Source organism: Thomasclavelia sp. (assembly GCF_047249845.1).
Classification (GTDB): Bacteria; Bacillota_I; Bacilli_A; order Erysipelotrichales; family Coprobacillaceae; genus Thomasclavelia.
Genome location: NZ_JBKTWO010000023.1, coordinates 1 through 17977 on the forward strand (window position 1 = coordinate 1; position 17977 = coordinate 17977).

11 protein-coding genes are annotated in these 17977 nt (G+C 29.9%); 9 read left to right on the forward strand and 2 right to left on the reverse strand.

The window, feature by feature from the left end; translation table 11 throughout:
- Positions 1-119 precede the first annotated feature (119 nt).
- On the forward strand, positions 120-1838 hold the full coding sequence (locus ACLR9T_RS07500; RefSeq protein WP_413108920.1) for an ABC transporter ATP-binding protein: 1719 nt from the start codon (positions 120-122) through the stop codon (positions 1836-1838).
- Positions 1831-3564: an ABC transporter ATP-binding protein gene (locus ACLR9T_RS07505; protein WP_413108921.1), complete on the forward strand. Its 1734-nt coding sequence runs from the start codon at positions 1831-1833 to the stop codon at positions 3562-3564. Before ACLR9T_RS07500 ends, ACLR9T_RS07505 begins: the two co-directional genes overlap by 8 nt.
- A gap of 126 nt (positions 3565-3690) precedes the next feature.
- On the opposite strand, the gene ACLR9T_RS07510 is transcribed toward ACLR9T_RS07505, so the two are convergent.
- Complete coding sequence (locus tag ACLR9T_RS07510) at positions 3691-4395, reverse strand: coenzyme F420-0:L-glutamate ligase (protein ID WP_413108922.1); 705 nt, start codon at positions 4393-4395, stop codon at positions 3691-3693.
- A gap of 963 nt (positions 4396-5358) precedes the next feature.
- Positions 5359-5832, reverse strand: a complete 474-nt coding sequence (locus ACLR9T_RS07515) for a phosphatase PAP2 family protein (protein WP_413108923.1) — start codon at positions 5830-5832, stop codon at positions 5359-5361.
- 175 nt (positions 5833-6007) lie between these two features.
- Between ACLR9T_RS07515 and ychF the strand changes: the two genes are divergently transcribed.
- The 7 genes from ychF (at position 6008) to ACLR9T_RS07550 (ending at position 17972) form a co-directional block, all read left to right on the forward strand.
- On the forward strand, positions 6008-7108 hold the full coding sequence (ychF, locus tag ACLR9T_RS07520) for a redox-regulated ATPase YchF (protein ID WP_413108924.1): 1101 nt from the start codon (positions 6008-6010) through the stop codon (positions 7106-7108).
- Positions 7108-7914, forward strand: a complete 807-nt coding sequence (srtB, locus tag ACLR9T_RS07525; RefSeq protein WP_413108925.1) for a class B sortase — start codon at positions 7108-7110, stop codon at positions 7912-7914. Before ychF ends, srtB begins: the two co-directional genes overlap by 1 nt.
- 162 nt (positions 7915-8076) lie before the next feature.
- On the forward strand, positions 8077-13209 hold the full coding sequence (locus ACLR9T_RS07530) for a discoidin domain-containing protein (protein WP_413108926.1): 5133 nt from the start codon (positions 8077-8079) through the stop codon (positions 13207-13209).
- A gap of 327 nt (positions 13210-13536) precedes the next feature.
- Positions 13537-15030, forward strand: coding sequence for an LCP family protein (locus ACLR9T_RS07535; protein ID WP_413108927.1), 1494 nt, complete (start codon positions 13537-13539; stop codon positions 15028-15030).
- Positions 15031-15108: 78 nt separating this feature from the next.
- Positions 15109-16473 carry an O-antigen ligase family protein gene (locus tag ACLR9T_RS07540; RefSeq protein ID WP_413108928.1) on the forward strand — a complete coding sequence of 455 codons (1365 nt, stop codon included), beginning with the start codon at positions 15109-15111 and terminating at the stop codon, positions 16471-16473.
- Between the two features lie 162 nt (positions 16474-16635).
- Positions 16636-17424: an SAM-dependent methyltransferase gene (locus ACLR9T_RS07545; protein WP_413108929.1), complete on the forward strand. Its 789-nt coding sequence runs from the start codon at positions 16636-16638 to the stop codon at positions 17422-17424.
- Between the two features lie 116 nt (positions 17425-17540).
- Positions 17541-17972 (forward strand): MarR family winged helix-turn-helix transcriptional regulator, encoded by a 432-nt coding sequence (locus tag ACLR9T_RS07550; RefSeq protein WP_413108930.1) that lies wholly within the window; start codon positions 17541-17543, stop codon positions 17970-17972.
- The last annotated feature ends 5 nt before the right edge of the window (positions 17973-17977 follow it).

The following is a 17977-nucleotide window of genomic DNA, read 5'->3' on the forward strand; positions in this document are numbered from 1 at the left end:
GAAAGTATAGTGTTTATGCGGATAATCGAAAATTAGATATAAAATTTTAGTAAAACTCTAATTCCTTTTATTTTTATGAAAAGATAGGGTATAATAAATCCAGATTTGGGGGTTAAATAATGAAACTGTTAAAATATGTAAAAGAGTATCGTTTTCCTGCCATAATTGGATTTGTTTTTAAAATTGCAGAAGCAGCTTTAGAATTGTTGGTACCATTAGTTATGGCGGATATTATTGATGTTGGAATCAAAAATAATGATAAAAATTATATTTTAGTAAGAGGACTGGTCTTAGTAGGTCTAGCTGTAGCTGGATATTTGTTTGCGTTGGTTTGTCAATATTATGCTTCTGTCACATCTCAAAGTGTGGGAACAAAACTACGTGAAGATATGTATCGACAAATTAATCGTTATGATCATCATAATTTAGATAAATTAAGTGCACCGACTTTAGTTACTCGGCTAGTAAATGATGTTGTCCAAATTCAATTAGCGGTTGCAATGACGATTCGGTTAACTTCTCGAGCACCATTTATTATGATTGGATCATTATTTTTAGCATTTTTAATCAGTGGACCTTTAGCTTCTATTTTTATTATTGGGGCTATTGTTTTAGCAGTTGTGATGTTGTTGATTACAATTATATCAATGCCTTATTTTAATAATATACAAAAAAAGCTTGATCAAATTAGTTTGATCGTTCGTGAAAATTTAAATGGAATTAGAGTTATTCGGGCTTTTGCTTCACAAGATAAAGAGATATATAAATTTAAAGATGAGACTAAACAACAAAAAGATACTCAAGTAAAAGTTGGAAGAATTCAGGCATTATTGAATCCTTTTACATATTTAATTGTCAATATTGCAATTGTCTTAATAGTTTACTTTGGTGGAAGTGAAGTTAATATGGGTGGTTTATCACAGGGTGAAGTCATCGCTTTGGTAAACTATATGAATTCGATTTTATTAGCGTTAATTGTTTTTGCTAATGTATTATCGATTTATAATAAGGCTGGTGCAAGTTACACTCGGATTTTTGAGGTCTTAGAAACTGAGCCTGCCATAGTGAATAGTGGAAATGCATCAGACTGGCAAGAGACAGATAACTGCATTGAGTTTAGACATGTTAGTTTTGCTTATGAGCAAAAAAATATTTTAAATGATTTAAATTTTACAATTAAATCAGGACAAACAATAGGAATCATTGGAGGAACTGGGGCAGGGAAAAGTACTCTAGTCAATTTAATTGCACGATTTTATGATGTTAATAGTGGTGAAATTTTAATTAATAATCAACCTATACAAAGTTATGATCTTCATGCCTTACGTCATTTTATTGGTTTTGTACCTCAATATGCGTCATTGATTTCTGGAACAATAAGAGAGAATTTACAGTTAGGAAATCAAGTTGCTGACGATAACCAGCTAATGCAAGCTTTAGAGATTGCTCAAGGAAAAGAGTTGATTGAAGATAAAGCAGATGGCCTAGATACAATGATTGAACAAGGTGGAAAAAATCTATCAGGTGGTCAAAAGCAGCGTTTGACAATTGCTAGAGCAATAGTTAAACAACCAGAAATTTTAATTTTAGATGATAGTTCAAGTGCCTTGGATTATGCAACTGATTTTAAGTTGCGTCAGGAATTAAAACAATTAGAAATGACTAAAATCATTATTTCACAACGAACTGCTTCGATTGAACAGGCGGATAAAATAATTGTTTTATATCATGGCGATTTGGTAGGCTTTGATAGTCATGAAAATTTAATGAAAGATTGTAAAATATATCAAGAAATTTATGCTTCTCAACATAGTAAGGATGGTGAGCATCATGAATAGTATAACGATTAAACGATTATTGACATATTGTCGACCTTATCGTTTGATTTTAATTTGGATATTTATATTATCATTTATAAGTGTTTGTTTAACTCTCATTACTCCAATATTATTTGGACAAGCAATCGATTTATTGATTGGCGTTGGCCTAGTTGATTTTGAACTCCTAATACAACAGTTGGTGGTAATTATAGGAGTAATAATTACAGGGTCATTAGTTCAGTGGATTCTTGGACAACTAACTAACAAGATTACATATAACATTACTAATGATCTTCGTAATCGAGTTTTTGAAAAGATTCATTTATTGCCACTTAAATATATTGATAGTACACCACATGGTGATATTATTGGTAGGGTAATTAATGATATTGATTTAATTGGAACAGGTTTGTTACAAAGTTTCACAAGTTTATTTACAGGAGTAGCAACAATTATCGGAACGATTATTATTATGTGTTTAATCAATCTTTCGATTGCTGTTGTTGTAATAGTTTTGACCCCATTATCGCTATTGGTAGCGTCGTTGATTGTTAAAAGAACACATATTTATTTTAAAGAACAGCTAGAACTTCGTGGTGAGATGAATGGCTATATTGAAGAAATGATTGGTAATCAACGAATAATTAAAGCTTTTAATTATGAACAAGTGAATGAGGAACGATTTAAAGAAGTAAATCAACGTATGCATGCTAGTGGTGTTAAGTCACAGTTTTATGGGGCCTTAATTAATCCAACAACTAGAATTGTTAATAGTTTAGTATATGGTGCAGTTGGTGTGTTTGGTGCTATTAGTGTTTTAAATGGAAGTTTTACAGTTGGGTTATTATCTAGTTTCTTAACATATGCAAATCAGTATACAAAACCGTTTAATGAAATCTCATCTGTTATGACAGAAATGCAAACAGCTTTAGCTGCTAGTCAACGAGTTTTTGATTTATTAGATGAACCAGTTGAAAAAACAGTTGGTAATCCTCAAATAGTTAGTGATATTAATGGTATTGTTATTTTAAAAGATGTTTGTTTTAGTTATGATCCTAATGTATCGTTAATTAAAAATTTAAGTTTAAATGCACAACCTGGCCAAACCATTGCAATTGTTGGTAAAACAGGTTGTGGAAAAACAACATTAATTAACTTACTAATGCGTTTTTATGATCAAAACAGTGGTAGTATTATTGTAGATGGTATCGATACATTAAATATGGAACGTGATTATTTACGAAGAATGTATGGTATGGTTTTACAAGAATCATGGATATTTAAAGGTACGATCAAAGATAATATATCTTATGGAAAAAGTAATGCTACAGATGAGGAAATCATAGAAGCAGCTAAAAAAGCTCGAGTTCATAAATTTATTATGAAGCAGCCTGCTGGTTATGAAACGATGATAGATGAAGATGGGGGAAATATATCTCAAGGACAAAAACAGCTAATTTGTATTGCTCGTATTATGTTGACAAAACCGCCGATGTTGATTTTAGATGAAGCTACAAGTTCAATTGATACCCGAACAGAATTACAAATTCAAGATGCTTTTGATGAAATGATGAAGGGAAGAACTACATTTATTGTAGCTCATCGTTTATCAACAATTAAAAATGCTGATATGATTTTAGTAATGGATAAAGGTCGAATCGTTGAACAAGGAACACACCAGGAATTGCTAGAGAAAGATGGGTATTATTATAAACTTTATAATAGCCAATTTAATTTAGAGTAATAATTGTTTTGGTGATTGGTTAAAAAGTTTCAATAAATCTAAAGCTCTAATAAAATTTGTTTTCATATAAGTAAAAAATCAGATTTTTCATTTTGATGAAGTTTCTGATTTTTTCAGTATATTTATTTATATTTTATTGATTTGACGAATAATGCCCATTGGGGTACATTGACTTCCTTGACCTAGAGGATTGTCTTTTAAGATATGAATTATATGTTCTTGATTTATATTGTTATCTGAAGTGCCTAAAATTTTTCCACCTAAATCATTAATATCAACAATTACACATGAAATGCCTAAATAATCTGCAATCTTTTGTGCTGTGTTATTAGGGTGTAGGGGTCCTAAAACAACATATTTGTTGTAGGGCGGGATAGTATATGGTGTCGGTCCATCAATGCTAGAAGCATGGACACCTGCGATTTTATAAAACCAGCCTTTTTTACCAAGTACTTTGCCAATTAATGAAATAATTGATGCAAAAACTATTCGTAATGTTCCACATTCACATATCGCCATTTCCATAGTTTCAGGAATACCTAAACCTATCCCATTAGGAGATTTATAAACAAATTGAGACAAAAAATAAGCAAGTTTACGAGGATGGATATTTACTATAGGAATAGCTCTTCCTTGGCAACAGGCGATAGATTTTTCAGAAATAAATAATATATCACCTTTTTGAATATGTTTGCTTACATAGTTATCAACAATTTCAGATATATTATCATGTGATGTTATTACATGTGTTTTAATAGGAAAACGAGCATAATAAATTCCATCTATTTCTATAATAGTATTTTTTCCTTCGTTATAGTTAAGCAAAGACATATTTTCACCTCTTTTCAAATAAAAGTTTATTTGATAAAAGCATCAATATTGCATCTATAATGCCTCATTTTAGCTATAAATTTTTAAATTAAATAATTATAAGGTTCTTTTTATTTTATAAAGAAAATTGGGCAATTGTTTAAATAGGACACTTAAAAACAATTAATCAATTAGAAAACAGTTATTTTACCACGAATTTACCATAATTTAATAAGCTTTGAAATGACACAAAAAAAGAAAGATTCCACAAAATTTCTATCTTTCCTTTTTATTGAGTAGAATGGTTCATTTCAATTTTCTATGATACATATCGCTAAATATCCTTCTTTTTCAATTAAGTCGTTATATAATCTGTTCAATATTTATAACGATAAACTTATTACAGTTTTTTAATTTAGAGAGTCTAGATATAATTATCATTTTGTTTTCACTTTTAATTTCTCAATCTTGTTTTGAATAAACCGTTCAGAGGTATTATCTAATACAAAAGTTGTTTCATCTAAAATCAGGATTTTAGGTTTTCTTAAAAAGATTCGTGCAATTGCAATTCGTGGTTTTTAACCGCCTGATAAGTTACTTTCGCTTATGTTCATGTTAACTCTACCTAGTAAGCTAATTATAAAATCATAAAGATGGCTTCATTAATTTCTTTTTCAGTTGGCTTGTTTTTAAAACAATAACAGATGTTCTCAGCAATTAAGAATGGATTTTGAGGTACTAGTACTATGATTTGTGACAGCTCTTCTCTTGATAAGGAGTTAATGCTCTTATCATCAACAAATATAGTTCCATTACACTGTTTTAGAATGTTAAAGTTTATATAATGATTGTATATAATTAAATACTTTAAATCACATTATTTATTGATTATTTAATACAATTAGAGGATTATAATAATATTTATATTACTATAAAAGTAAGAAAGTGGTGATAATGAAAAGTAAAAATGATTTTATAACAGTTTTAAATTAAATTAATTAAAAAAGCAATAAATATGGCACTAAGAACATCACTAATGTAATGTACACCACATAAAATTCTTGAACCACTAACAATAATTGCTAATATCAACATTATTATACCAAAAGGTAAACTTACTTTGAGGCATGCAAATGCAATTGCAAAAGCACTAACAGTATGTCGCGATGGAAAAGATTCACCTTGCTTATGTTTTACTAATGGATTAATATCCATACTCTCATAGGGACGTTTACGATTAATAATTTTCCTAAATATTGTCACTACAAGAAATGAAGTTAATGGTTTCCAGATTGTTTCAAGTAATAAATTATTTTTTGTATATAATAAATAGATGATTAAACTAGGATAAATAATAAAAGTAATAATTGGAATATAGCGAGTAAAACCTATAATTATTTTTTGTAGATTTTGGGATTTACGAATATTTTGTAGCATTGACTGATAAATAGTTTCCATAAAAGCTCCTTATTTTAATCGAGTTTACTTTAATAGCCATAAATATTAATTTGATTAAAGATACTCTTTTTTAATTAAAGTTTAGTTTATTATACTAAATACTTTAAAATTAAACAAACTTGCAATTTACCTAGATATTAAGTAGAATATAAGAGCAGAGAATGGAGTGATATGAATGGCATTAACAGCAGGTATTGTTGGATTACCAAATGTTGGTAAATCTACATTATTTAATGCAATAACAAATGCGCAAGTAGAAGCAGCAAACTATCCGTTTGCAACAATTGATCCTAATATTGGAGTGGTTGAGGTACCTGATTATCGATTAGATGAATTAACAAAAATGGTTAAACCTAAAAAAACAGTTCCTACAACTTTTGGTTTTACAGATATCGCCGGTCTTGTAAAAGGTGCTAGTAGAGGTGAAGGCTTAGGTAATAAATTTTTAGGTAATATTAGAGAAACAGATGCTATTTGCGAAGTAGTAAGATGTTTTAGAGATAAAGATGTAACACATGTTGATGGTGATGTTGATCCAATTAGAGATATTGAAACTATTAATTTAGAATTAATTTTTGCTGATCTTGAAACAGTAGAAAGACGAATTGGCAGATTAGGTAAAAAGGCTCAGTCTGGAGACAAAGAAGCCAAAATTGAAATATCAATCTTAGAAAGATTAAAGGCAGCATTAGAAGCAAATAAGCCAGCAAGAACAATTGATTTTTCAAAAGAAGAAATGTTGATTGTAAAACAATATACATTACTTACAATGAAACCAATTATTTATGTTGCTAATCTTGGAGAAGAAGATCTAGAAGATCCTAGGAGTAATCCACATTATAATAAAGTAGTTGAGTTTGCTGCTAATGAAGGTGCCGACGTAGTTCCTATTTGTGCTAAGATTGAAAGTGAATTAGTAGGAATGGATAAGGAAGAAAAAGACTTATTTTTACAAGATTTGGGAATTGAAGAAAGTGGTTTGGATAAGTTAATCAAAGAAGCATATAAATTATTAGGATTAAGAACATATTTTACTGCTGGAGTACAGGAGGTTAGAGCCTGGACTTTTAAAGAAGGAATGACCGCTCCTGAAATGGCAGGAATTATTCATAGTGATTTTCAAAGAGGATTTATAAAAGCTGAAACATATAGTTTTAATGATTTGGTCGAATATGGCAGCGAACATGCATTAAAAGAAGCTGGTAAAATTCGGCAGGAAGGAAAGCAATATGTTGGTCAAGATGGTGACATCATGTTGTTTAAGTTTAATGTATAATGACTGAACATAAAAAAAGTTTTATTGAAAGAATTAAGCCTACAGGTATAAAAGATTTGATTAGAAGAATTATATTATTAGTATGTGTTTGTGTATTTTGTTATAGCGCATATAATTTAGCGTCTATTTTTCTAGAGTATAAACAGATGGATGATAGTAATAAGGAAATAGAAAATACATATGTAACTGAACAAACAGAAGAACAGGGAGCATATAAAAAGATCGATTTTGATGCTTTAGTAAAAAGAAATCCTGATGTAAAAGGCTGGATCGATATCCCGGATACAAGAGTTAGTTATCCAATTTTACAAGGGGAAACTAATGATACTTATATTCATAGTAATATAGATAAAGAAGAGTTTAGAGCTGGTTCGATATTTGTTGCAAGTGAAAATGAGAATCCGTTTACTGATTTAAATACTGTAATTTATGGACATAATATGAATAATGGTTCAATGTTTAATAATATTAAATCATATACGAAACAAGAGTTTGCAAATGAACATCCTTATGTATATATTTACTTACCCGATGGTACAGTAAGTCGTTATAAAGTTGTAGCAGCTCATATTATTCCAGAGCAAAGTATCTTATATAACACTTCAATTACAGATATCCAGTCTTTTTATCAAGAAATGTTGAAAACAAGTGATATAAATGTAGAATTTGATAAAACTGCTGGTAATCCAGTAATTACTTTATCTACTTGTACTTCTGCAGGTAGTGAAAGTGGTAAAAGAAATGTTGTTCATGCAGTTTTGGATAAAGCGGGTATTGATCCTAAGGTTGAAAAAATGGATGAATAGATATAAAAGCATAGACATTTTAGTCTATGTTTTTTTTTATGATAAAATATTTTTTAAAATAATATAAAAAATTATATGTAAATAGAAGAAAAACATACATAATAGGATCAAATAAAAGAATATAATTTGATAAGGGAGTAAATAAAAGAAGGAGGAAGAGGTGTGAAGAAACAAATTTTAGTATTATTATTGGTATTTGGCATGATTGGATCCAACTTGGGTCTTGTAACAGGAAAGGAAGTGAATGTCAAAAATAAGTTAAAAACAGAAATGATTACAGAATCAAACAGTGAAAGAACAAAAATTAACTTTAATACAGATTGGCGCTATAAAAAAGGGGATGTATCTGGAGCATCGGAAACAGGATTTAATGATAAAAAATGGGGATATGTAAACCTTCCACATTCAACAACATTTTATACTGCAGATAACAAGGATGCGTATCTTGGAATTAGCTGGTATAGAAAAAATTTTTCTATTGATGGGAGTTTACAAGGTAAAAAGTTAATGCTTAATTTCGAGGCTGCGATGCAATATGCTGAGGTATATATTAATGGTAAAAATATCTTGAAACATGAAGGGGGATATATTCCTTTTGTAATTGACATTAGTGATGAGGTCAATTATGGTGAAAATAATGTTATTGCAGTAAAAATAGATAGTCGACCAAATGCTAGTTTTGCACCAGGAAAAACTAATCCGGATTTTCAATATTTTGGTGGAATATATGGTAATTCATATATCACTGTAACAGATAAAATACATATTACAGATGCAGTAGAAGCAAAGGAAACTGCTGGAGGTGGAGTATTTGTCACAGCACCAAAAGTTAATAAAGATAGTGCGTTAGTAAAAGTAAAAACACATGTTGAAAACGAATCAAAGGATTCTAAAGAAGTTACACTTATTACAGAGATTTTGGATCAAAATGAAAAAATTATTGTATCTAAAGAGGATACTTTGACAATTAATGCTAAAGAAAATAATAATTTTGAGCAATTATTAACAGTAGATAATCCTAGACTTTGGTTTCCTAATACACCAGAGCTCTATACAGTTCGTTCCATTGTAAAATCTGGTAATAATGTAAAGGATATCGTAAATACAACATATGGTATCAGAAAAGTAGAATGGAAGAGAGATGGGCTTTACATTAATGATGAATTAATGGATGTTGAGGGGGCTAATCTTCATGCAGAGACATATATGTTAGGAAATGCAATGCCTGATAATGCAATTTATGAAGAAGTGAAACGCTTTAAAGAAAGTGGATTTGATATAATGCGCATGGCTCATTATCCTCATCGTCAGGCTTATTATGATGCTTGCGATAAATATGGTGTTATGATACTGGAATGTGTATCAGGATGGCAAAATTTTAGCAATACAACAGAATTTAAAAATAGTACATATAACGAATTAAGAACTGATATACGCCATAAGCGGAATCACCCTTCTATTGTTGCATGGGAAACAAGTTTAAATGAATCACGTTACAATAATGAATGGGCTAAAGAAATGAATCGTATTGCCAAAGAAGAATATCCAACAGACGGAATTACATATGCATATACAGCGGGTTGTTATGAATGGGATATATGGGATATCGGATTATCTACTCCACAGGCTGGTATTTTTGGAACTGGAAGTGAAGGTGCAGAAAATATAAAATACAAAGATAAGCCAATGATTATTGCTGAATATGGTGACTGGACTTATGGTGGTAGTGGTTCAAGTACACGAGTTACTCGAGAAAATAAAAATAGCTATGGTAAAAAAGGCGGAGATGAAGGAATGTTGATCCAGGCGGATAATATTCAGGAAAGTGTCCAGACAAATCGCCAGAGGGGAGAAAATTGGCTAGGTGCTTCAATGTTTTGGGATTATGCAGATTATGCAGGATTTGATGCAGGAATATTAACGTATTGTGGAGTTGTAGATATTTATAGAATCCAGAAACATGCAGCATATTTTTATCAAAGCCAGAGATCTGCCGATGTAAATTTATCAGATTATGGGTTAGAAAGTGGGCCAATGGTTTACATTGCAAACTTATGGAATAATAATGCAGATACGGAAGTTCGGATTTATAGTAATTGTGATACAGTTGAGTTGTTTTTAAATGGAAAGTCTTTAGGAGAAAAGGGGCACGATCAAACAATTTGGGGACCACATGGAAATGTTGATCCATCAGGTTATCCTACATCAAATTCAGGAAAAGAAATTAATGCAGATCATTTGAAAAATGCACCAATTACTTTTAATTTAGATAAATATGAAGCTGGAGAATTAAAGGCTGTTGCTAAAATTAATGGAGAGGCTGTTACTGAATATGTTAGAAATACACCAAAGACTGCTTCAAATATTAATTTACGTTTAGAGAGTGATATGGCAGTTCCATTGGATGGAAGTAGTGCTAAATTAGTATGGATCGATATTACTGATGCTACTGGAACTATCGTGGATGATGCATATACTGATGTTAATCTTGAAGTAGAAGGTCCAGGACTTGTAGTCGGGCCAAAAACAATTACAACAAGAGGTGGACAGCTGGCGGTATGGGTAAGAAGTAAACGTGGCGAAGGTGATATTACACTAAAAGCAACAGGAGAAAATTTAAAATCTACAGCTATTACAATCCCTGCAAGTAAAGTGGAGGGACTTCCAAATGTTCCTGAAGGAGGAGATGCTGACGAATATGAGATGACACAGAATGTAGAAGAAACAAATATTTTCTTAAATAAATCATCTCGTGCAAGTACGGAAAATATACAATCCAGCAAAAAAGAAATAAAAGAATATGCAAATGATGGAAATGATAATTCTAAGTGGTGTGCTAATAGTGGTTCTTATCCACAATGGTGGGAAGTAGACCTAGGTGCCACATATACATTAGAAACTATGAATTTATCGTTTGAAACCCCAGGAAGTGCTTATCATTATACTGTTGCGGTTTCAAATGATCCGATGACCAATGATAATTATAAAGAATATATTATTGTTGATAATAGTAATGGCAGCACTGATTCAGCATTAGCATTTGAAAATGTAAAAGGCCGTTATGTAAGAGTGACATTTACTGAAGCAACAAATAATGAATGGGCTGTATTAAGAGAAGTGTCAGGAACTGGAAATACTCATAATCTTGCTTTAAATAAACCAGTTTCAGCAAGTTCAGTAAATACTGGAAAAAACGGGGTTGAAAAAGCAGAATATGCTGTTGATGGAAATGCTTCTACATATTGGTGTGGTATTGGTGGAGAAGGAACTAAAGGACATTGGATTCAAGTTGATTTGAAAGATACTTATAGACTTTCTAATGTAAATATATTATTTGAAAAAAATGATGCAGCATATAAATTCGTAATACAAGGTTCTGTTGATGGAAAACACTATAAGGATATCGAAGATTTTCGCAATGGAGATGGATGTGGAGAACAGGTAAGTGTTGATACAAATGAAGTAATTCAATACTTAAGAATTTATGATATTTCTACAAAGCTTCCAGCCTCACAGTGGCCGGCAATAAGAGAAATTGAGGCATATGGAGAGAAAGTTGATTATAAATTGTCAAGTGTTACAAGAGAAAAAGATGCTTATGCTTCTTCAAGTAAAGAAAACTCACAACCATCATATGGAAGTAATGGTGTACCAGGATGGTACTGGTATCCAGCTACAATGAATGATGAATGGTGGTATATTGATACAAAAGGTATCTATGATATAGATAACATACAGATGACATGGAATACAGAAGAAATACATAAATATATTATAGATATTTCCACCGATGGTAAAACATGGGTAACTGTTGTAGATAAAAGTGAAATTGGAAATAATGAAATTCGACCTTATGAGATAGTAAAAGGTACAGCACGTTATATACGAGTAAGACTTCCAGCAGGTAGAACGACAGATCAGGGATTTGGGTTATTTGATGCTTATGCTCCTGCACCAGAAAGTAGGCAAGTAGATAGTATTAAAAACCCAAATGAAATTGAAACGCTTGAGGGAACATTGTTTGAAAATTTAGGACTTCCAAAAGAAGTAGACGTGATTTTAGAAGATGGAATCAAAACATCACTTCCTGTTACATGGTCAAAAGAAGATTATGAAAAAGCTCAAGCAGGAAGAAATAAAATTAGTGGAACATTGTCTGATATTGCAGGAGTAGAAGTAGAGGCTCAAAAAACAGTGACAATTGAAGTTGTACTTCAAAAAAATACTGAAATACCACAAATTATAAAACAACCTGTTGATCTATTACTTCAAGAAGGAGAAAAAGCTGCTTTTGTAGTAGAAGCAAAAGTTGAGGATGGTGGAACATTAAGTTATCAATGGCAACAATCACAAAATCAGGGTAAAGATTGGGAAGTGATTGAAGGTGCAAATAAACCATCTTATATAATAGATAACGTATTATTACAACATAATGGATTACAATTTAAATGTGTTATTACAAACACAATATTTGGACAGGAAACAAAATCAATTGAATCATCAGTTGTTATATTAAATGTAGTAGAAAAGAATAAAGTAGCGTTATCAATTGCTATTGAAGCAGCTAAAAATGCTAATTTAAAAAATGTTGTGCCAGCTGTTGTAAAAGAATTTGAAACAGCAGTAGCTAATGCTATAGTGGTATTTGATAGAGCAGATGCAACTCAAATAGAAATAGATGAAGCATTTGATCGTTTAGTAAAAGTGATGCATATGTTAGAATTTTTTAAGGGTGATAAAACAGTATTAAAAGAATTTATTGATAAAGTTAATGAATTAACTAGTATTAAGTATACAGAAGCCTCATGGAAGGTATTGCAAGATGTACTTAAAATTGCAAATGATGTATTAACTGATGAAAATGCAATGCAAAAAGAGGTAGATAAAGTATATACTAACTTAGTAAATTCTTTCTTAGAATTAAGATTAGTACCAAATAAAGATGCTTTAGCAGATTTAATTAAAAAGGCTGAGAGTTTAGATGCAGCAAATTACAGTGCTAAAGGATGGGAATTAGTACAAAAAACTTTAGCAGATGCAAGGGCAGTACTTGTAAACCCAGATGTAACCCAAGTAGAAGTAGATAGAGCAAATGCAGCATTAACTAAAGCTGTAGCAGGAACTATTAATGTTTCAACTGCTAATGAAACAATTAAATCAAGTACAAATGGTGATAAAGAAGCAGCTAAAACGGGAGATACTGTTGATATAATGTATCCATTAGCTGGTTTGATTCTAGCATTATTAGTATTATTAATAAATAAAAAAGAAAAATCAGATATAAATAGATGGTAATTTAGATATCTATGGTTACACAGAAGATTGGGGGATTTAATCTCTCAATTTTTGTATAACAATAAATATAAATACTATGAGTTAATATAACTCAGATTGAAATCTTAAGTTAACACAAATGCATAAATAAATTATTAGATACTTTATAGTTTAAGATATATTAATAGATCTGATTTATTTAATCATTATAAGTGTTTCTGTAAAAAGAGTAAGAAATTTAACGTATAATTTATTTTAAATTCGTATTAGTATTATTTTGTTGCTATTTGACGGATTAAGATATTTTAGGTATTATAGGAGGGAATAATATAGAATTGAGGTAGACAAATGAAAGATAATAAGTTTTTTAAGATAATAACATCAAAATATTTTGTTTTAGGTATTCAATTTATTGTTTCTTTAGCTACTGTTTATTTTGTTTTCAAACTTAATTTAATTCCGACTAAATATTTAATCACAATTATTGCTATATTACTAATATTAATAATTAGCTTTTTTGCAATTATGTATACTGGTGAAAAAAATATTAAAGACGATACCACAAGTAAACGGAGTATAATTACTAAGGTTATCAGTTTATTGGTTAGTATAGTTTTGGTTGTTGGTTGTACAATGATTTCTCGAGGAGATAAATTTATAGAGAAAGTTAGTAATGCTACAGGGCAGCAATATGTAGTATCGGTTATTGCATTAAAAAATAGTGATCTGAATAAGAAAAATCTTAGTGGAAAAAAATTTGGTGTTTCTTATGAAAAAGATTCTACAACTTTAACAACAGCACTTGCTGATATGGAAAAGGATATTGGAGAACAAACATATAACAAATATGATAATTATATTGATTTATCTGATGCCTTATATAGTGGGGCAGTTGATTGTATAGTTGTTGGTGAACAGTATCGTAGTATGCTGCAAAGCAATCATGAAGCTTTTAATGATGAAACTAAAGTAATTACCTCATATTCTTATGACGCTAAGTTAGAAGTAACTACTAAGAAGACAGATGTTACTGAAAATCCGTTTTCTGTTTATGTAACAGGAATTGATGTTTATGGAAGTTTAAAAACAGTATCTCGAAGTGATGTGAATTTAATTGTTACTGTTAATCCTAAAACAAAACAAATTTTAATGACAAGTATTCCGCGTGACTGTGAAATTGAATTACATAAAAATGGTAAATTAGATAAATTAACACATACTGGTATTTATGGTACTAGTGAAACTATTAATACGATTCAAGATTTACTAGACATGAAAATTAATTATTTTGTAAGAACTAATTTTAGTGGAATGACTAATATTGTTGATGCATTAGGTGGGATAACAGTTGAATCAGATGAAGAATTTACTACTTTACATGGTAATTATCTTATTACTAAGGGGGTAAATCAAATGGATGGTGATAAGGCATTGTGCTTTGTAAGAGAGCGTAAACGTTTAAAGCTTGGAGATTTTGCTAGAGGACGTAATCAGCAAAAAGTATTAAAAGCTTTAATGGATAAAGCTCTATCACCAAAAATCATTACTAATTTTGATAATATATTAAGTGCCCTTGAAGGGACATTCGAAACAGATATGTCTAGTGATGAAATTCGTTCATTATTAAATATGCAGCTAAATGATATGGCTGATTGGAATATTATTAATGTTCAAATTGAAGGAGAATATTACGATTGTTATGAAACATATTCAATGAATGGAACTAAATCAGATGTTATGAAACCATTTGAGGGACATATTAAAAGAGTTCGTGATTTAATTAATAAAGTTGAAGAAGGTAAAAAAATTGATGAAAGCGAATTAAAAGGTTTAGTTCACTAGGAGCTTTATATTCGAGCTCCTTTTTTATTTTATTTTTTTATAATAATGGTATAATAAAATAAATTGGAGATAGAGAAAATGATTTTTAATCGAAAGTATTATAAATTATGTTTTATTATATATATGTTTATCAATACATTAGCTTTAGGTTATTTAGGTATTGAGATTAATTATTTATTTATACCATTATTGATATGGGCATTTATTATTATTATTCATGATATTTATAAAAAAGAATTTAAAATAAAGAAGAATTATAGTTTATTAATGATTGTTCAAGGGATTATTTTGCTTTTGGCAACTATTTTAAATAGTTATAGTGATTTAAATTCATATGTAATTGCAATTATGCAGTTAGTAATATATTTGCTAATATTCAATAATCCTGCATCAATGACTAAAAAAGATATTGTTGAAGAAATAAAGATGATCATTCCTTTAGTAAATGTTTTAGTTGGTTTTGCTTCACTAATATCAATAGGTATGTTTGTTGTTCGATTTTCTAGTTTAGCAAATGGCTGGACCTTGGGAATGGTAGGTAGCAGGTTATTTGGAATTTATTTTAATAGTAATCCAGCGGCCTTTTTAGCTTGTATTACAATTGTTTTAGCACTACTTGCAGTTAGAGAAAATTTTAAAGGGAAGCCTTGGTATCTTATTAATATTGGAGTACAGATTGTCTATATTCTTTTGACAAAGTGTCGAGTTGCATTGATAATTTTAGTAGTAATTATTATTATGGTGGGATATTATTTTTTAATTAGGAGACGACCATATAGTATATTTAAACGTATTATGCTAGTCTTGGGATTAATATTTATTATTACAACTGCTAGTTTATTAGGGCAACAGATTGTAGAAGTTGTACCTCAGATGCAAGGGATTGCTTCAAAGGAGACTAGTCGTTTTCAAACTGATAAAATTAAAGAGGCAGGGCGTCTATTGATATCAGGAAATTTGGAAGATTTTAATAGAGGTTTAACAATTATAGATGAGGTTTCTAATGGCCGAGTATCTTTAACTAAGGCAGCTTTACAGATTTGGCAAACTGATCCGTTAATAGGTATAGGTGCTAATAATTTTAAGAAAATAGGTAGTCAGGAAACAGATGTTCTAGAATATTGGGCTGTACAAGTTGTTCATAGTCATAATGTTTTTTTAGAGGCATTAGTAACAACTGGTGTAATTGGCTTTATATTATTTGTCATATTCTTCTTTAAATGTGTTTTAATGAGTTTTAATATTTTAAAAAGGAGTCAGGGAAAAGAAGTATATTTTATTGTACAGATGTTTATAATGATTGTTTTAAGCGAGTTTATTGGTGGTCTATCTGACTATGGGGTATTCTATATTTATTCTTTATCAGCTACATTAGCGTGGTGCTTTTTAGGCTACTTGTTTACCTATCAAAATATTATTAACAGTAGTGATAGTTCACTATAATTTTGTAGAAGTAAAATATAATATTTTAACTAAATGTTTGTTGGTATTCATTCTTATATCATATACAAAGATTAAATGACGAAAGACTATTTTAATAACAGTATTAAATTTAAAAGTAACTAACTATTTAGTTTGAAAAAATTAAAAAGGAGAAATAAGACAATGAGTTATATTAAAGAAAATAAACAAGCATGGGAGGAAGCTTTTGAAAATAGATTAGATGGATGGGGAGATGATGTTGTAACCAATCTTAAAAATAAGTCTGACTATTATATTCACCCTAGTTTAAAAGTAGAATTAGACAAATTAGATTTATCAAATAAAAAAATAGCTCAATTTTGTTGTAATAATGGAAGAGAGTTGTTATCTATTGTAGAACATTATGGGGTAACAGGAACTGGATTTGATATAGCTCAAAATTTTATTATGCAAGCTAAACAACATACTAAAGAATTAGATTTAGCTTGTGAATTTTTTACTGAAAATATTTTAGATTTAGGTGATGAATATAATAATTCATTTGATGTTATATTATTTACGATTGGTGCGATTACTTGGTTTGAAGATTTAGAATTACTCTTTAATGTTGTATCAAAATGTCTTAAAAAAAATGGAATAATGATTTTGCATGATTTTCATCCTGTTATGAATATGTTGCCACTTCCTAATGAAGATGAGTATAATACGATTGTACCAGTTATTTTAAAAAACAAATATTTTACCAAAGAACCATGGATAGAAAACAGTGGAATGGGATATGTATCAGGTGAATATAGTTCAAAAACATTTACTAGTTTCTCTCACTCTGTTTCAAAGATAATTAATAGTGTAATTAAATCTAATCTGAATATTGTTCTTTTTGAAGAATATGATTATGATATTGGTTTAACTGATGTTTATGATAACATGGGCTTACCATTGTCGATGTTGGTAATGGGGATAAAAAGATAAGCAATTTCAATTAATTGCTTTTTTTGTGGTTAGATTGATTACTTTAAGCATAAAAGTTGACATCTTTCGACATTGGTATATAATGTTAGCAACCTAACAAAATAGAGGTGGAAACTGTGGAAGAAAAGAGAATAGGCATAGAGATAAGAGTTCTTGCTAATTTAATTGGTCGTTGCCTAAATGAAGTTGGATTTAATGATGAGCAGAATAGTTTAACAGGACCCCAAGGATTAGTTCTAGGTTATCTATATGATCATCAAGAACATGATATTTTTCAAAAAGATATTGAAGCAGCATTCAATGTTCGACGTTCAAGTGCAACGGGATTATTACAGTGTTTAGAGGCTAATGGTTTTATTGAGCGAGTAAGTGTTGCTTATGATGCACGATTAAAAAAAATAGTTTTAACAGAAAAAGCTTATGAATTTAGAGAGAGTTTAGAAGAGCATATTCAAAAAATGGAAGCAATATTGGTTAAGGACCTAGAGCCTCAGGAAATCGAAGATTTAATAAGAATAATGAATAAGATTAAAAAGAATTTAAAGTAGGAGAA